The sequence below is a fragment of the Streptomyces changchenzhani genome (assembly GCF_039766235.1).
In the GTDB taxonomy this organism is placed as follows: domain Bacteria; phylum Actinomycetota; class Actinomycetes; order Streptomycetales; family Streptomycetaceae; genus Streptomyces.
In genome coordinates, this window is record NZ_JBDHNH010000013.1 from 1 (window position 1) to 16,551 (window position 16,551).

Annotated in this window: 14 protein-coding genes, 2 rRNA genes and 1 riboswitch; of the genes, 13 read left to right on the plus strand and 3 right to left on the minus strand. The window is 67.1% G+C overall.

Annotation, left to right across the window (positions count from 1 at the left end):
- The 12 genes from ABCR94_RS32580 to ABCR94_RS32635 form a co-directional block, all read left to right on the plus strand.
- Window positions 1-1,255 (plus strand): 23S ribosomal RNA (locus tag ABCR94_RS32580); the annotation flags it as partial.
- Between the two features lie 73 nt (window positions 1,256-1,328).
- Window positions 1,329-1,445 (plus strand): 5S ribosomal RNA (rrf, locus tag ABCR94_RS32585).
- A gap of 147 nt (window positions 1,446-1,592) precedes the next feature.
- Complete coding sequence (clsA, locus tag ABCR94_RS32590; protein WP_347124377.1) at window positions 1,593-2,201, plus strand: cardiolipin synthase ClsA; 609 nt, start codon at window positions 1,593-1,595, stop codon at window positions 2,199-2,201.
- Between the two features lie 116 nt (window positions 2,202-2,317).
- Window positions 2,318-4,813: a sugar phosphate nucleotidyltransferase gene (locus ABCR94_RS32595; protein ID WP_347124378.1), complete on the plus strand. Its 2,496-nt coding sequence runs from the start codon at window positions 2,318-2,320 to the stop codon at window positions 4,811-4,813.
- Window positions 4,814-4,910: 97 nt separating this feature from the next.
- Window positions 4,911-5,834, plus strand: a complete 924-nt coding sequence (locus tag ABCR94_RS32600; RefSeq protein ID WP_347124379.1) for a DUF881 domain-containing protein — start codon at window positions 4,911-4,913, stop codon at window positions 5,832-5,834.
- Entirely contained in the window at window positions 5,831-6,163 is a 333-nt protein-coding gene (locus ABCR94_RS32605) for a small basic family protein (protein ID WP_206964811.1), read from the plus strand. Before ABCR94_RS32600 ends, ABCR94_RS32605 begins: the two co-directional genes overlap by 4 nt.
- A 5-nt stretch (window positions 6,164-6,168) precedes the next feature.
- A complete protein-coding gene (locus ABCR94_RS32610) occupies window positions 6,169-6,975 on the plus strand; it encodes a DUF881 domain-containing protein (RefSeq protein WP_347124382.1) in 807 nt (268 codons plus the stop codon).
- 82 nt (window positions 6,976-7,057) lie between these two features.
- A complete protein-coding gene (locus tag ABCR94_RS32615) occupies window positions 7,058-8,014 on the plus strand; it encodes an FHA domain-containing protein (RefSeq protein WP_347124556.1) in 957 nt (318 codons plus the stop codon).
- Between the two features lie 17 nt (window positions 8,015-8,031).
- Window positions 8,032-8,775, plus strand: a complete 744-nt coding sequence (gene ftsR, locus ABCR94_RS32620; RefSeq protein WP_347124384.1) for a transcriptional regulator FtsR — start codon at window positions 8,032-8,034, stop codon at window positions 8,773-8,775.
- 53 nt (window positions 8,776-8,828) lie between these two features.
- Window positions 8,829-9,302 carry a bifunctional nuclease family protein gene (locus tag ABCR94_RS32625; RefSeq protein ID WP_006123076.1) on the plus strand — a complete coding sequence of 158 codons (474 nt, stop codon included), beginning with the start codon at window positions 8,829-8,831 and terminating at the stop codon, window positions 9,300-9,302.
- A 168-nt stretch (window positions 9,303-9,470) separates the two neighbouring features.
- On the plus strand, window positions 9,471-10,079 hold the full coding sequence (locus tag ABCR94_RS32630; protein ID WP_347124386.1) for a MerR family transcriptional regulator: 609 nt from the start codon (window positions 9,471-9,473) through the stop codon (window positions 10,077-10,079).
- A gap of 57 nt (window positions 10,080-10,136) precedes the next feature.
- Entirely contained in the window at window positions 10,137-11,651 is a 1,515-nt protein-coding gene (locus tag ABCR94_RS32635; RefSeq protein ID WP_347124388.1) for a DNA polymerase IV, read from the plus strand.
- Here ABCR94_RS32635 and ABCR94_RS32640 read toward each other — a convergent pair.
- Complete coding sequence (locus ABCR94_RS32640) at window positions 11,579-11,944, minus strand: PRC-barrel domain-containing protein (RefSeq protein ID WP_347124390.1); 366 nt, start codon at window positions 11,942-11,944, stop codon at window positions 11,579-11,581. The two genes, ABCR94_RS32635 and ABCR94_RS32640, sit on opposite strands and share 73 nt — an antisense overlap.
- Window positions 11,945-12,058: 114 nt before the next feature.
- Window positions 12,059-12,162, plus strand: a riboswitch (glycine riboswitch).
- A 210-nt stretch (window positions 12,163-12,372) separates the two neighbouring features.
- Here ABCR94_RS32640 and gcvP point away from each other — a divergent pair.
- Window positions 12,373-15,258, plus strand: a complete 2,886-nt coding sequence (gcvP, locus tag ABCR94_RS32645) for an aminomethyl-transferring glycine dehydrogenase (protein WP_347124391.1) — start codon at window positions 12,373-12,375, stop codon at window positions 15,256-15,258.
- Window positions 15,259-15,357: 99 nt separating this feature from the next.
- Here gcvP and ABCR94_RS32650 read toward each other — a convergent pair whose 3' ends face one another.
- Complete coding sequence (locus tag ABCR94_RS32650) at window positions 15,358-15,555, minus strand: DUF5999 family protein (RefSeq protein WP_347124393.1); 198 nt, start codon at window positions 15,553-15,555, stop codon at window positions 15,358-15,360.
- Between the two features lie 306 nt (window positions 15,556-15,861).
- Window positions 15,862-16,449, minus strand: a complete 588-nt coding sequence (locus ABCR94_RS32655; RefSeq protein ID WP_347124395.1) for a hypothetical protein — start codon at window positions 16,447-16,449, stop codon at window positions 15,862-15,864.
- Window positions 16,450-16,551: the final 102 nt, after the last annotated feature.

The following is a 16,551-nucleotide window of genomic DNA, read 5'->3' on the forward strand; positions in this document are numbered from 1 at the left end:
GTGAACTATGGTTAAGGAACTCGGCAAAATGCCCCCGTAACTTCGGAGAAGGGGGGCCATCACTAGTGATCGGACTTGCTCCGTGAGCTGGGGGTGGCCGCAGAGACCAGCGAGAAGCGACTGTTTACTAAAAACACAGGTCCGTGCGAAGCCGTAAGGCGATGTATACGGACTGACGCCTGCCCGGTGCTGGAACGTTAAGGGGACCGGTTAGTGCACTTTCGGGTGTGCGAGGCTGAGAACTTAAGCGCCAGTAAACGGCGGTGGTAACTATAACCATCCTAAGGTAGCGAAATTCCTTGTCGGGTAAGTTCCGACCTGCACGAATGGCGTAACGACTTCTCGACTGTCTCAACCATAGGCCCGGTGAAATTGCACTACGAGTAAAGATGCTCGTTTCGCGCAGAAGGACGGAAAGACCCCGGGACCTTTACTATAGTTTGATATTGGTGTTCGGTTCGGCTTGTGTAGGATAGGTGGGAGACGTTGAAGCATGCACGCCAGTGTGTGTGGAGTCAATCTTGAAATACCACTCTGGTCGTGCTGGATGTCTAACCTCGGTCCGTGATCCGGATCAGGGACAGTGTCTGATGGGTAGTTTAACTGGGGCGGTTGCCTCCTAAAGAGTAACGGAGGCGCCCAAAGGTTCCCTCAGCCTGGTTGGCAATCAGGTGTTGAGTGTAAGTGCACAAGGGAGCTTGACTGTGAGACCGACGGGTCGAGCAGGGACGAAAGTCGGGACTAGTGATCCGGCAGTGGCTTGTGGAAGCGCTGTCGCTCAACGGATAAAAGGTACCCCGGGGATAACAGGCTGATCTTCCCAAGAGTCCATATCGACGGGATGGTTTGGCACCTCGATGTCGGCTCGTCGCATCCTGGGGCTGGAGTCGGTCCCAAGGGTTGGGCTGTTCGCCCATTAAAGCGGTACGCGAGCTGGGTTTAGAACGTCGTGAGACAGTTCGGTCCCTATCCTCTGCGCGCGTAGGAATATTGAGAAGGGCTGTCCCTAGTACGAGAGGACCGGGACGGACGAACCTCTGGTGTGCCAGTTGTCCTGCCAAGGGCACGGCTGGTTGGCTACGTTCGGAAAGGATAACCGCTGAAAGCATCTAAGCGGGAAGCCTGCTTCGAGATGAGTATTCCCACCACCTTGAGTGGTTAAGGCTCCCAGTAGACGACTGGGTTGATAGGCCAGATGTGGAAGCCCGGTAACGGGTGGAGCTGACTGGTACTAATAGGCCGAGGGCTTGTCCTCAGTTGCTCGCGTCCACTGTGTTAGTTCTGAAGTAACGAACTGTGTATACACCGGTTGGTTAACTTCATAGTGTTTCGGTGGTCATAGCGTTAGGGAAACGCCCGGTTACATTTCGAACCCGGAAGCTAAGCCTTTCAGCGCCGATGGTACTGCAGGGGGGACCCTGTGGGAGAGTAGGACGCCGCCGAACAATTATTGTGGGAAAGCCCCGCACCTTATGGTGCGGGGCTTTCCTGCGTTCCCGACCTGGAGCCCCTCCACCCCTGTGCGGCTGCCGGCCGTGGCTGAGGGTAGGGTCAGGGGGCATCATTGGCACGTTCCAACAGGAGGCCCCCGGGTGGAGGTCCAGGAGACTCGCGTTCAGACGGACCGGGTCCTCACCATCCCGAACATCCTCAGCATGGCTCGCCTCGTCGGCGTACCTGTGTTCCTGTGGCTGATCCTTCTCCCCGTGTTTGGTGAGCCCAAGCGCGACGGCTGGGCACTGCTGGTGTTGATGCTCAGCGGTATCAGCGATTATCTCGACGGGAAGCTCGCCCGGCGCTGGAACCAGATCAGCAGCCTGGGGCGGCTGCTGGACCCCGCGGCAGACCGGCTCTACATCCTTTCCACCCTGATCGGGCTCACCTGGAGGGAGATCCTGCCCCTCTGGCTCACAGCGGCCCTTTTGGCCCGTGAGCTGATGCTTCTGGTGATGGTGGGAATCCTCCGTCGGCACGGCTATCCGCCGCCCCAGGTGAACTTCCTCGGGAAGGCCGCGACGTTCAACCTGATGTACGCGTTCCCGTTGTTGCTTCTCAGTGACGGAAACGGTTGGCTGTCATCACTGGCTGCTATTTTCGGATGGGCGTTCGCCGGATGGGGTACAACTCTGTATTGGTGGGCAGGGATCCTCTATGTGGTTCAGGTCCGCCGGCTGGTGAAGGCGGACACAGCGGCCGACTGAGCTTGCCGATAGTGGCGCAGTACAGTGCCTGGCTGTTCGCGCGCGATGCCTGCGGATCAGCCCCGGCTGGGTGAGGTCGGCCAGACCGTCGTCTCTTCAAGGAGGACCTTCCCGACATGAAGGCCGTTGTGATGGCTGGTGGCGAAGGTACACGCCTTCGCCCCATGACCTCGAGCATGCCCAAGCCGCTGCTTCCTGTGGCCAATCGGCCGATCATGGAGCATGTGCTGCGGTTGCTCAAGCGGCATGGGCTCAGTGAAACCGTCGTAACCGTGCAGTTTCTTGCCTCACTCGTCAAGAATTACTTCGGTGACGGCGAAGAGCTCGGAATGGAGCTCACCTATGCCAATGAGGAGAAGCCACTCGGTACTGCGGGCAGCGTAAAGAATGCCGAAGCAGCGCTGAAGGATGACACGTTCCTTGTTATCTCGGGCGACGCCCTCACCGACTTCGACCTCACCGACCTGATCCGTTTCCACAAGGAAAAGGGCGCAATGGTCACCGTGTGTCTGGCCCGAGTACCGAATCCCCTTGAATTCGGTATCACCATCGTGGATGAAGAGGGCAAGGTCGAGCGCTTCCTTGAGAAGCCCACTTGGGGCCAGGTCTTCTCGGACACCGTCAATACGGGCATCTACGTCATGGAGCCCGAAGTCTTCGACTACGTCGAGGCAGACACCTCAGTCGACTGGTCCGGTGATGTCTTCCCTCAGCTGATGAAGGAGGGCAAGCCGATCTACGGCTACATCGCCGAGGGCTACTGGGAGGACGTAGGCACGCACGAGAGCTACGTCAAGGCGCAGGCCGATGTCCTTGAGGGCAAGGTCGACGTCGACATCGACGGCTTCGAGATCTCCCCGGGTGTCTGGGTGGCCGAGGGTGCCGAGGTGCACCCGGACGCCGTGCTGCGCGGGCCGCTCTACATCGGCGACTACGCCAAGGTCGAAGCCGGCGTGGAGATCCGCGAGCACACGGTCGTGGGGTCGAACGTCGTGGTGAAGAACGGGGCCTTCCTCCACAGAGCGGTCGTGCACGACAACGTCTACATCGGCCAGCACAGCAACCTCCGCGGATGCGTGATCGGCAAGAACACCGACATCATGCGGGCGGCGCGCATCGAGGACGGCGCTGTCATCGGGGACGAGTGCCTGGTCGGCGAAGAATCGATCATTCAGGGCAATGTGCGGGTCTACCCGTTCAAGACCATCGAGGCCGGCGCCTTCGTCAACACCTCGGTGATCTGGGAGTCGCGCGGCCAGGCGCATCTGTTCGGCGCGCGCGGCGTGTCCGGCATCCTGAATGTGGAGATCACCCCGGAGCTGGCAGTACGGCTGGCTGGGGCGTACGCGACGACGCTCAAGAAGGGCGCCACGGTCACCACAGCGCGTGACCACTCCCGTGGTGCGCGGGCGCTGAAGCGAGCGGTGATCTCGGCGCTCCAGACGAGCGCCATCGACGTACGGGATCTGGAGAACGTGCCGCTGCCCGTCGCACGTCAGCAGACGGCGCGAGGCAGCGCGGGCGGCATCATGATCCGTACGACGCCGGGTGTGCCCGACTCCGTGGACATCATGTTCTTCGACGAGCGCGGCTCCGACCTCTCGCAGGCGGGCCAGCGGAAGCTGGACCGGGTCTTCGCGCGTCAGGAGTACCGACGTGCGTTCCCCGGCGAGATCGGCGATCTGTATTTCCCGGCCAGCGTCTTCGACTCGTACACCGGATCCCTGCTGCGGAACCTGGACACCACGGGAATCGCGGAGTCGGGGCTGAAGGTGGTCGTCGACGCGTCGAACGGCAGCGCGGGCCTGGTCCTGCCCAGCCTGCTGGGACGGCTCGGCGTTGACGCGCTGACCATCAATCCGGGGCTCGACGAGTCCAGGCCGACCGAGACCGCCGATACACGTCGGTCCGGTCTGGTGCGGCTCGGGGAGATCGTCGCGTCGGCTCGGGCGGCCTTCGGGGTGCGGTTCGACCCGGTGGGTGAGCGGCTGTCGCTCGTCGACGAGCGTGGGCGGATCATCGAGGACGACCGGGCTCTCCTGGTGATGCTCGACCTCGTTGCGGCGGACCGGCGCAGTGGCCGGGTGGCGCTGCCCGTCACCACCACGAGGATCGCCGAGCAGGTTGCGGCGTACCACGGGACGCAGGTGGAGTGGACGACCACTTCGCCCGACGATCTGACCCGAGTGGGCCGTGAGGAGGCCACGATCTTCGGTGGTGACGGCTGCGGTGGCTTCATCATTCCGGAGTCCAGCAGCGTCTTCGACGGCTCGGCCGCATTTGTGCGGCTGATTGGGCTGGTGGCAAGGACGCAGCTCACTCTCAGTCAGATCGACGCGCGCATCCCGCGGGCCCATGTGCTCAAGCGGGACCTGGCGACACCTTGGGCGGTCAAGGGGCTCGTCATGCGCAGTGTGGTCGAGGCGGCCGGCGACCGGTCGGTGGACACGACCGACGGTGTGCGTGTCGTCGAGGCGGACGGTCGATGGGTGATGGTGCTGCCCGATCCGGCCGAAGCTGTCACTCATTTGTGGGCCGAAGGGCCCGACGACGAGTCGGCCCAGGCCCTGCTCGACGAGTGGACGGCGGTCGTCGACGGTGCAGGTCACTGAGGTGTGACTGGTGTGCCGGACGTTGTCTTCATACGACGTCCGGCGCACCGGTGGGGCCATTCGGTGGTAGGGCCTTCGACGTGCGACGATGTGCGTCATGTCGCAGCAGCCGCCCGGGAGGAGCACCTCCTCCTCCCCACCACGGCGCCCGGACGCGTCCATGTCGCTGCTGACAAATGTGATGGACCACAGCCTCGACGACGGGTACGCGGAAGCGACCGCCCGCAGGCAGGCCGACGGCAGCGCGGGGATGCCGCGCACGCTTCGCGCGAAACTCGGGCTTGCCGCAGGGCTCGTGCTGGCCGCCCTGGTCGTCACTGTCGGTGCGGCGCAGGCGCGTATAGCGGCCCCTGTGGTCGCCAAGGAGCGTGAGGAGCTCATCGATCGGATCGAGGCGGAGACCTCGGCGGCCGGCAGGCTTGAGGACGATGTGGACGCGCTCAGGGCCGAGGTCGGAGAGCGTCAGCGCAAGGCACTCCAGGAACACGGCGGCGAGCAGGGCCAGTTGGTCGCGTTGCTGTCCGGTGCGACGGCGGTGCGGGGTCCGGGCGTGAAGCTCATGGTGGACGATGCCAAGGACACGGAGCAGGGTGGCGGAGGGCCGCGCGAGAGCAGCAGTTTCTCCGACACCGGCCGGGTGCGTGACCGTGACATGCAGCGGGTCGTCAACGGGCTGTGGGCGTCGGGCGCCGAGGCTGTCGCCATCAACGGGCAGCGCCTCACGGCCCTGTCGGCGATCCGGGCCGCGGGCGACGCGATACTGGTCGACAACAAGCCACTGGTTCCCCCGTACACGGTGCTCGCCGTGGGGGACGGGCGGCAGCTGAGCACCGACTTCCAGGACAGCGCCGATGGCCAGTACTTGCATGTGCTGCAGCAGAACTACGGCATCAGGACGAGCATTTCCGATCAGGAAGAGGTTCGGCTGCCGGCCGCGCCGAGCCTGATCGTACGTACAGCAGAACCGCTGGCCACGGGCGCCGGGAAAGACGTGGCCAACACAGGGAAGGGCACATCGTGATCGCCGTACTGGGCCTCGTCGTGGGAGTCGTGGTCGGACTGTTCGTTCGCCCCGAAGTGCCGGCGGTGGTCGAGCCGTATCTGCCGATTGCCGTCGTCGCCGCGCTCGACGCGGTATTCGGTGGCCTGCGGGCCATGCTCGACGGCATCTTCGTCGACAAGGTCTTCGTCGTCTCCTTCCTCTCCAATGTCGTGGTGGCCGCGCTGATCGTGTTCCTGGGTGACAAGTTGGGCGTCGGCGCGCAGCTGTCCACCGGTGTGGTCGTTGTGTTCGGCATCCGGATCTTCTCCAACGCTGCGGCGATTCGCCGGCACGTTTTCCGGGCGTGAGGCCGATGAATACGGAAGAGAACCCGCAGGGCGAGAACCCGCGGCCGGGCCAAGAGGCGCCGGATTCCCAAGAACTGGCGGCGCAGCAGGCGGAGACCGGGCGTCAGCGGCTGATCGCCGCCCTCTGGCCACCGCGTGTCACGCGGGCCCAGCTCATCGTGGCGCTGCTGCTGTTCGTGCTGGGGCTCGGGTTGGCCATCCAGGTCCGATCGACCAGCGACGACAGTGCGCTGCGCGGGGCCCGTCAGGAGGACCTGGTTCGGATCCTCGACGAGCTGGACGGTCGTACGCAGCGACTCGAAGACGAGAAGCAGCAGCTGGACGATCAGCGCACCGAGCTGGAGACCAGTTCGGACCAGGCGGAAGAGGCCCGCAAGCAGACGCTGGAGAAGGAACGGCAGCTCGGTGTCCTGGCCGGCACAGTGGCGGCGCAGGGACCCGGGATCAAGCTGACCATCAGCGACCCGACCGCCGCGGTCGAGGCGGACATGCTGCTCGACGCGATCCAGGAGCTGCGGGCGGCGGGCGCGGAGGCGATCGAGATCAACGACGTCCGCGTGGTCGCGAACACCTACTTCTCCGACGGGGACGGCGGCATCCGGGTGGACAAGCAGAAGATCGGCGCGCCGTACCGCTTCGAAGTGATCGGCAAGCCGCAGGATCTGGAGCCCGCGCTGAATATCCCGGGTGGAGTTGTGCAGACTCTGGAGAAGGAGCAGGCCACCGTCACGGTGACACGGGCCGAGAAGATCGTCGTGGATGCCTTGCGACCGGCGAAGCGGCCTGACTACGCTCGGTCGTCATCGCAGTGAGGCGGGGGTGCATGGGGGCCGTGGGACACGGGCATGAGGTTGCGGGGGGTCGGCGCATCGAAGGCTCGGTGCGTGGTGGAAACTGTTTGGCGGATACGGACGTTGTGAAGATGTCCGAGTCGGCAGGTGTGTTCATTCAGGGTTCGTCCTGCCCCACGGGCGGGTCTGTTTCGGTCAAGGGGAATCGCCCGTGAAGTTGTTTGCGAAGTTGTTCGGCAAGAGCACACGCGAGGACGGTGCCAACAGCGCCGCCCGGCACCGTGCCCCGCGCCATGGAGATGCCGAGGAACCGGGCGGGGACCGCCCGCTGTTCCGGGACGAGGTCGCTGGTCCGGGTGGTGACATTTCGGGTGGCCAGGGCGCGTCGTCTGTTGACCCTGCGGGTCCCGGCCGCATAGGTTTCGGGGAACCGTCAACCTCAAGTACGGGTGGAGGGTTTACCTCCGACCCGTATGCAACCAACGCCTCTGCGGGGCAGCCGCGGCAGGAGGATCCGTCCATGTCGGCCTTGCCGGTTTGTACGAGGTGTGGGCATCGCAATGCCGAGGCCAGCCGGTTCTGCTCCAACTGCGGAGCGCCGCTGAGGGCCGGGGCATCGCCCGAGCGCCCCTCGGAGACCACGTCGACCATCTCCATCTCGGGGCTTGAGGCGTACGAGGCGGAGGCGACGGGCCAGACCTCTGCCCCCTCGCTGTCGCCGGAGGCTCAGGCGGCCGTCGACGCGCTGCCGCTCGGTGCGGCCCTGCTGGTGGTGCGCCGCGGTCCGAATTCGGGCAGCCGCTTCCTCCTGGACGGCGAGCTGACCACCGCCGGGCGACACCCGCAGAGCGACATCTTCCTCGACGACGTGACGGTCTCGCGACGCCATGTGGAGTTCCGCCGGGGTGGGGACGGTGGGTTCACCGTCTCCGACGTCGGCAGCCTCAACGGTACGTACGTCAACCGTGAGCGCATCGACGCGGTGCTCCTGTCCAACGGTGACGAGGTGCAGATCGGCAAGTACCGGCTGGTGTTCTACGCGAGCCAGCGGGCCATGTGACGCCTACGGGAAGACCCATGCTGCGAACAGCGACAGGCGGTGCCGGAACCGGCACCGGCACCGCGGGTGACCGCCTGGTGAGTATCGGCACGGTGCTCAGCCTGCTGCGCGAGGAGTTTCCCGAGGTCTCGATCTCCAAGATTCGCTTCCTGGAGACCGAGGGTCTTGTCGAGCCGCGGCGCACGCCGTCCGGGTACCGGAAATTCAGCCCCGAGGACGTTGAGCGGCTGGCCCAGGTGCTGCGGATGCAGCGGGACCACTACCTGCCGCTGAAGGTCATCCGTGAGCATCTGGACGCGCTGGAGCGCGGTGAGCAGGTCCAGCTACCCGCCTCCGCGGGTCCGTGCGACCCGCTCGACGGTTCACCTGAATCCGGCATCGACCGCCCGACCGCGGTCCGGATCGGTCGGGCGGAGCTCCTCGCGGCCGCGGAGGTCGGCGAGGCCGAGCTCGACGCGTGGGAGTCGTATGGCCTGATCTCGCCGATGCCGGGTGGCGGTTACGACGCTGAAGCCGTCACCGTCGCCAGGCTCGTCGCGGATCTGGGACGTTTCGGCCTGGAGCCGCGGCATCTGCGCGCGGTGAAAGCCGCCGCCGATCGCGAGGCCGGCCTGGTCGAACAGGTGGTCGCTCCGCTGCGCCGGCACCCGAATCCGCAGACCAGAGCACGTGCGGAGGAGACCGTGAAAGAGCTCGCCGAGCTGTCCGTCCGGCTCCACGCCGCGCTCATTCAGACGGCCCTCGGGGTGCGGCTGCACTGAGCTTGGAGGAGCCCGACTACCCAAACCTGCCAGGCACGTCCTAGGGTTGCTGTGTGAACGAGCTCGACGTCGTAGGTGTCCGGGTGGAAATGCCCTCCAACCAGCCGATCGTGCTCCTGCGTGAAGTGGGAGGCGACCGGTACCTTCCCATCTGGATCGGGCCGGGAGAAGCGACCGCGATCGCTTTTGCCCAGCAGGGGATGGCCCCTGCCAGGCCGCTGACCCATGACCTCTTCAAGGACGTACTCGAAGCGGTTGGCCAGGAGCTCACCGAAGTGCGCATTACGGACCTGCGGGAAGGGGTCTTCTACGCCGAGCTGGTCTTCGCCAGCGGAGTCGAGGTGAGTGCGAGGCCCTCGGACGCCATAGCGCTGGCGCTGCGCACCGGAACGCCGATCTATGGCAGTGACGGTGTGCTCGATGATGCCGGGATTGCGATCCCGGACGAGCAGGAGGACGAAGTGGAGAAGTTCCGCGAGTTCCTCGACCAGATCTCTCCCGAGGACTTCGGGACCAATAGTCAGTGACCTGCGCGTCAGGGCGCGTCGGGACATTCGGGGAGCCGTTCCCGGAAGAGGCGCACGGGAAACCACTCTTAGGGTGATTATCACTCGGCGTGGCGAGCGCGGCGATCGTTGACGCACCCCAAGCGACTGCCTACCGTCGACAAGGGCAGGTCAAGGACGGAGGTCGGCGTGAGAAGCAGCGGCGACGGTACGGTGGCGGGCGGGCCGTATCCGCTTTACGGCAATGCGGTAGAACCCACCGCGAGGCAGCAGGCTGTAGCGTCGGCCACGGGTGAGGCAGCGACCGAGAGCGTGGGATACCGGGGGCCGACCGCGTGTGCGGCGGCGGGGATCACGTACCGGCAGCTCGACTACTGGGCCCGCACCGGGCTGGTCGAGCCGAGCGTCCGGCCCGCCTACGGGTCGGGCACGCAGCGTCTCTACAGCTTCCGGGACGTCGTAGTCCTCAAGATCGTGAAGCGATTCCTGGACACCGGTGTCGGACTGCAGAACATCCGGACGGCGGTCCAGCACCTTCGGGCCCGCGGGTTCAAGGATCTCGATCGGATGACGCTGATGAGCGACGGCGCGACGGTGCACGAGTGCTCGTCGCCCGATGAGGTCGTCGAGCTTCTCCAGGGTGGCCAGGGCGTCTTCGGAATCGCCGTGGGCGTGGTCTGGCGGGACGTGGAGAGCGCTCTGTCCCAGCTGCACGGCGAGCGGGTCGACACCGGCGAGACCCTGATCGGGAGCAACCCCGCCGACGAGCTCGCGCGACGCCGCAACAAGGCTGTCTGAGCGCCTGTTCGTGCTCCCGACGGTCGATTGTCAGTGCCGTACGGCAGCATCGGTGATGTGAGACCCGTACCGACCATCCTGCATCTGGACATGGATGCCTTCTACGCCGCCGCGGAGCAGGCGTCGAAGCCGAGCCTGCGCGGGAAGCCGGTGGTCGTCGGGGGGATCGGCACGCGTGGGGTGGTCGCCACCGCGTCGTACGAAGCCAGGCGATTCGGGGTGCACTCCGCGATGCCGGTGGCGCAGGCCCGGCGGCTGTGTCCGAACGCCGCGTATCTCAATCCGCGCTTCTCCCTGTACCGGGCGGTGAGCGATCAGGTCATGGAGCTGCTGGGGCGGCTCTCGCCGCTGGTGGAGCCGCTGAGCCTGGACGAGGCCTTCGTGGACCTGGAGGCGGGTGGGGTGGCCGACGACGCCGCCTCCGCCCGGACGGCCGGAGAGCGGCTGCGGGAGGACATCAGAGCCGTCACCGGGCTCACCGGGTCGGTGGGGCTCGCGGGATCCAAGATGCTGGCGAAGATCGCCTCGGAGCAGGCGAAGCCCGACGGTCTGGTGCTGATAGAGCCCGGCACCGAGCGGGAGCTGCTGGCGCCGATGCCGGTGCGGATTCTGCCGGGGGTCGGGCCGGCCACCGGGGAGCATCTGCGGCGGGCCGGGATGACGACCGTCGTCGAGCTGGCCGAGGCGGGCGAGGACGAGCTCGTACGGCTGCTGGGGAAGGCGCACGGTGCGTCGCTGTACCGGATGGCCTCCGGGTTCGACGACCGGCCCGTGGTGTCCGAGCGGGACGCGAAGTCCGTATCGGTCGAGGACACCTTCGAGGTGGATCTGCACGACCGGGTCAGGATCAGGGCAGAGGTGGGGCGGCTGGCCGACCGGTGCGTGGTGCGGCTGCGGGCGGCCGGGCGGTCGGGCAGGACGGTCGTGCTCAAGGTGCGGCGGTACGACTTCTCGACGCTGACGCGCTCCGAGACCCTGCGCGGGCCCACGGACGATCCGGGCGTGGTGCGGGAGGCCGCGGGGCGGCTGCTGGAATCGGTGGACACCACGGGCGGGGTGCGACTGCTCGGCGTGGGGGTCACCGGGCTCGCGGACTACACCCAGGAGGACCTCTTCGCCCAGGCGGCGACAGAGAAGGCTGAGACCGAGAGGGCAGCGGCGGAGGAGGCGGCAGGCGAAGACGCGGGGGCCGAGGAAGGAAATGCGGGGGAAGGAGAGCCGTACGGGGGCGGAGCGGCGCTGGAGCGGGCGCCCGAGCCGCTGCCGGAGCGGCGGTGGCACGCGGGACACGACGTACGGCATGCCCAGCACGGAGCCGGCTGGGTGCAGGGCAGCGGCCTGGGGCGGGTCACGGTGCGCTTCGAGGAGCCGACATCGAGGCCCGGGTGGGTACGGACCTTCAAGGTGGACGATCCCGATCTGGAGCCTTCCGATCCGCTTCCGCTGGTACGGGCGGCGGACGAGTCGGCGGAGCCGGGGGAATCAGGGGGCCGGGAGGCTCAGGTGGTGTCCTCGCCCGCCAGCTTGCCGAAGTCCCGGTCGGATGCGGGCGGCGAGATCTCCAGCCCGTAGTGGTGATAGAGCTGCAGCTCCTGCTCCGGGGAGAGATGGCGGCCCACGCCGAAGTCCGGGGCGTCCTTGATGAGCGCCCGCTCGAAGGGGACGTGCAGTGACTGGTCCACGACCTCGCTCGGCTCCAGGGGCACGAAGGCGTCCCGGCTGAAGAGGCCGGTGCGTACGGCCGCCCATTCCGGGACTCCCGTGGCGTCGTCGAGGTACACCTCGTCCACCGTTCCGATCTTGGTGCCATTGCGGTCGTACGCCTTGCGGCCGATCAGGCTGCGCGGATCGATGTCGGTCTGCACGGTCCCTCCAACTGATCGCAACTGCTCCGTAAACACTACGAAAGTGCACATCGGGGACCCCGGCCACTCGAGGGATGGGTGACTGGGCTCGCTGGTAGGCTGGCAAACGGCTACTGACCCCGTGCGGGAGAGTCCTCCGGCGAACGTGAACGTGCCGGAGGCGCCGAAGGAGCAAATCCTCCCCGGAATCTCTCAGGCCCCCGTACCGCATGGACGAGGTCACTCTGGAAAGCAGGGTGGGAGTCGCACGGGCATGTCTCCGCAAGGAGCACTGCCCGGACGGAGCCTTCCCTCACCGACGGTGAAAGTCGGAGCGTGTTTTTCGCGCCCCGGTGAAGCTCTCAGGTTGAGATGACAGAGGGGGAGGCCGTCCGGGTACCCGCAGTGGTGCCCTCGCAGGTCGCGTCAGACCAGGAGGCCTTCCGCAGATGACCGCAAACCGCATTCCGCTCTCACAGCTTGAGCGTGGCATCCCCTTCGAGCAGCGCCACATCGGCCCCGATGCCGAAGCGCAGGCCAAAATGCTCGCCCAGGTCGGCTACGGCTCGCTCGACGAGCTGACCGCGGCCGCGGTGCCGGACGTCATCAAGAGCACCGAGGCGCTGGCCCTGCCGGACGCGCGCACCGAGGCCGAAGTACAGGCCGAGCTGCGCACGCTCGCGGACAGCAACCAGGTGCTCGCCCCGATGATCGGGCTCGGCTACTACGGCACCTTCACGCCGCCGGTGATCCTGCGCAACGTGATGGAGAGCCCCTCCTGGTACACGGCGTACACGCCCTACCAGCCGGAAATCTCGCAGGGCCGGCTGGAGGCGCTCCTCAACTTCCAGACGATGGTGGCCGACCTGACCGGGCTGCCCACCTCCGGCGCCTCGCTGCTCGACGAGGGCACCGCCGCCGCCGAGGCCATGGCACTCTCCCGCCGGGTCGGCAAGGTCAAGAAGGGCGTCTTCCTGATCGACTCCGACGCCTTCCCGCAGACCGTCGCGGTGATCCAGACCCGCGCCGAGCCGACCGGTGTCGAGGTCGTCGTCGCCGATCTGAGCGACGGGATCCCGGCCGAGGTCGCCGAGCGCGGCGTCTTCGGTGTGCTGCTGCAGTACCCGGGAGCCTCCGGCGTCGTACGGGACATCAAGCCCGTCGTCGCGCAGGCGCACGAGCTCGGTGCGATCGTCACCGTCGCCGCCGACCTGCTGGCGCTGACGCTGCTCACCTCGCCCGGCGAGCTGGGTGCGGACATCGCGGTGGGCACCACCCAGCGCTTCGGTGTGCCGATGGGCTTCGGCGGCCCGCACGCCGGCTTCATGGCCGTGCGCGAGAAGTTCGCCCGCAGCCTGCCCGGCCGGCTCGTCGGTGTGTCCGTCGACGCCGACGGCAACAAGGCCTACCGGCTGGCGCTGCAGACGCGTGAGCAGCACATCCGCCGGGAGAAGGCCACCAGCAACATCTGTACCGCGCAGGTGCTCCTCGCGGTGATGGCCGGTATGTACGCCGTCTACCACGGCCCGGACGGGCTGCGCGGCATCGCCGGCCGCACCCACCGGTACGCCGTACTGCTCGCCGAGGGCCTGCGGGCGGGCGGCGTGGAGATCGTGCACGGCTCGTACTTCGACACTCTCACCGCGCGCGTCCCCGGCAGGGCCGCCGAGGTACTCGCCGCGGCGCGTGAGGGCGGGGTCAACCTGCGCCTGGTCGACGCCGACACCCTCTCGATCGCCTGCGACGAGACGACGGCCCGCGCCGAGATCACCGCGGTCTGGTCGGCCTTCGGTGTCGACGGCGACCTGGAGGCGCTGGACGTGTCGACGGCCGAGACGCTGCCCGCCGGCCTGCTGCGCACCGACGACTACCTGGCCCACCCGGTGTTCCACCAGCACCGCTCCGAGACCGCGATGCTGCGCTACCTGCGCAAACTCGCCGACCGCGACTACGCGCTCGACCGCGGCATGATCCCGCTCGGCTCCTGCACCATGAAGCTGAACGCGACCACCGAGATGGAGCCGGTCACCTGGCCCGAGTTCGGGCAGATCCACCCCTTCGCGCCGGTCGAGCAGGCACAGGGCTACCTGACGCTCATCCGTGAGCTGGAGGAGCGCCTCGCTGAGGTCACCGGGTACGACGCGGTGTCCATCCAGCCCAACGCCGGATCGCAGGGTGAGCTCGCCGGCCTGCTGGCCGTACGGGCCTACCACCGGGCCAATGGCGACGCTCAGCGCACCGTGTGCCTGATCCCGTCGTCCGCGCACGGCACCAACGCGGCGAGCGCGGTGATGGCCGGGATGAAGGTCGTGGTCGTCAAGACGCGCGAGGACGGCGACGTCGACGTCGACGACCTGCACGCGAAGATCGAGCAGCACGGCGCCGAGCTCGCGGTGCTCATGGTCACCTACCCGTCCACGCACGGTGTGTTCGAGGAGCACATCAGCGACGTCTGTGCGGCCGTGCACGACGCGGGCGGCCAGGTGTACGTGGACGGTGCGAACCTCAACGCGCTGGTGGGCCTCGCCAAGCCGGGCAAGTTCGGCTCGGACGTCTCCCATCTGAACCTGCACAAGACCTTCTGCATCCCGCACGGCGGCGGCGGCCCCGGGGTCGGCCCGGTTGGCGTACGGGCGCACCTCGCGCCGTATCTGCCGAACCACCCGCTCCAGCCGACGGCCGGACCGCGGACGGGCGTCGGTCCGATCTCGGCCGCTCCGTGGGGCTCGGCGGGCATCCTGCCGATCTCCTGGGCGTACGTACGCCTCATGGGCGGCGAGGGCCTCAAGCGTGCGACGCAGGTCGCCGTGCTCGCGGCGAACTACATCGCCAAGCGCCTGGAGCCGCACTTTCCGGTCCTCTACGCCGGTCCGAACGGGCTGGTGGCGCACGAGTGCATCGTTGATCTCCGGCCGTTGTCGAAGTCGACCGGTGTGAGCGTCGACGACATCGCCAAGCGCCTCATCGACTACGGCTTCCATGCTCCGACCATGTCGTTCCCGGTGGCCGGCACGCTGATGATCGAGCCCACCGAGAGCGAGGACCTGGCGGAGATCGACCGGTTCTGCGACGCGCTGATCGCGATCCGCAGCGAGATCGACAAGGTCGCCTCGGGCGACTGGCCCGCCGACGACAACCCGTTGTGCAACGCGCCGCACACCGCGGCCGCGCTGGGCGGGGAGTGGGAGCACGCGTACAGCCGTGAGGAAGCGGTCTTCCCGGCCGGAGTCTCGGCCGCGGACAAGTACTGGCCGCCGGTCCGTCGTATCGACGGCGCGTTCGGCGACCGCAACCTTGTCTGCTCCTGCCCGCCGCTGGACGAGTACGACAACTGACGTGCTCGCGGCCACTCGGCCGCAGGAGACGGGCGCGGACACGCGTCGGGGCCGGTTCGGAGGATTCTCCGGGCCGGCCCCTCGTTGTACTGCCCGGAGCTACGCGGCGGTCACCACGTCCAGCGGGCGGTGCGGAGCGATGATCTGCCCGTCCGGCAGCAGCTCACCGGTGTCCTCGAATAGGAGAACTCCGTTGCACAGCAGGCTCCAGCCCTGCTCAGGGTGGTGCGCCATGAGATGGGCGGCCTCCCGATCGGCGGATTCGGCTGATGGGCAGGCTGGCTGGTGCTGACACATGGAAGGGTTCTTTCGCTGCGTTGTAGTGAGTGTCCTGTGGCTCGATGCGGTGTTCATAACCGCCCCCCGTATCAATCGGTCCGTTCCCAGTGTTGCCCTACGGACGTGTTTCCGCAGGGATTTCACGGCAGCTCTCCTTACTGATTGATGACGCATCACCCGTGCGGACGGTTCAGCTCAACTGGGTTGTCTTTTTGGGTGGTTCGGGGTGGCCGGTACGGGCTACGCCGTTCGGGGCAGGACTGTGCCCCGTGACCACCAGTACTGGTCACGGGGCACAGAGCGGCCGACTGCCTGGCGGTGCGGTCAGGCGGGCTGGCTGAGGAGAGGGGCGGGGGTCAGTCGGTTGGTCAGTACGGTCAGCAGGTCGGCGACCCGGTGCGGATGGTGCGACGCGATGCCGGGCGGGGCCGGCGCGAGGGGCACCAGCACATCGGTCGGGAGGGGCATGTCGTCGGAGGCGTCCGCCTCCGGCTCGCCGTGCAGCCAGAGATTGAGCATGTATAGCTCGGGCACGGACAGGAGCCGCGGCTGGTAGCGGCCATTCATGGCCTCGGCCTGGCGCAGGGCTCGCTCGCTGGAGGCGATGTACGGGCCCTCGCAGAAGTGCGAGAAGGCCCAGCCGTCGGGGGTGAGCATGGTGTCGGCGGCGGCCACCGTGCGGTCACCGCTGCGGATGAGGAATCGCCAGCCTGTGAGCCGCGTGCGCGGCGGTCGGCCGGTCGGGACCATGCGGTCCAGTACGTGAAGGGGCAGGGCGAGTTCGGGGCTCAGCGGTCCTTGGGCGGAACGGAGAGCCGGGGTACGGGCCTCGCGTACTGCGGTGGGAGAACCGAGAGCCGCGAGGACACTGCGCAGAGCCGGCGCGGGAGCCGGGGGGACAAGCAGCGGCATGATGGTGGGTCGCCTCTCACTTGGGAGACACGGTGATGCGTGGGCAGTGCGGACGGCGCTGTCTGCGTGCGGGGTCAGAGGGGGCCGTGGGATGGTGGCCGG

Bases quoted from the DNA above. Each gene is read 5' to 3' on its own strand.
- gcvP (WP_347124391.1), top strand. From the start codon at position 12,373: ATGACCGCAAACCGCATTCCGCTCTCACAGCTTGAGCGTGGCATCCCC.
- ftsR (WP_347124384.1), top strand. From the start codon at position 8,032: ATGCTGCGAACAGCGACAGGCGGTGCCGGAACCGGCACCGGCACCGCG.
- ABCR94_RS32595 (WP_347124378.1), top strand. From the start codon at position 2,318: ATGAAGGCCGTTGTGATGGCTGGTGGCGAAGGTACACGCCTTCGCCCC.
- ABCR94_RS32655 (WP_347124395.1), bottom strand. From the start codon at position 16,449: ATGCCGCTGCTTGTCCCCCCGGCTCCCGCGCCGGCTCTGCGCAGTGTC.
- ABCR94_RS32600 (WP_347124379.1), top strand. From the start codon at position 4,911: ATGTCGCAGCAGCCGCCCGGGAGGAGCACCTCCTCCTCCCCACCACGG.
- ABCR94_RS32650 (WP_347124393.1), bottom strand. From the start codon at position 15,555: ATGTGTCAGCACCAGCCAGCCTGCCCATCAGCCGAATCCGCCGATCGG.
- ABCR94_RS32610 (WP_347124382.1), top strand. From the start codon at position 6,169: ATGAATACGGAAGAGAACCCGCAGGGCGAGAACCCGCGGCCGGGCCAA.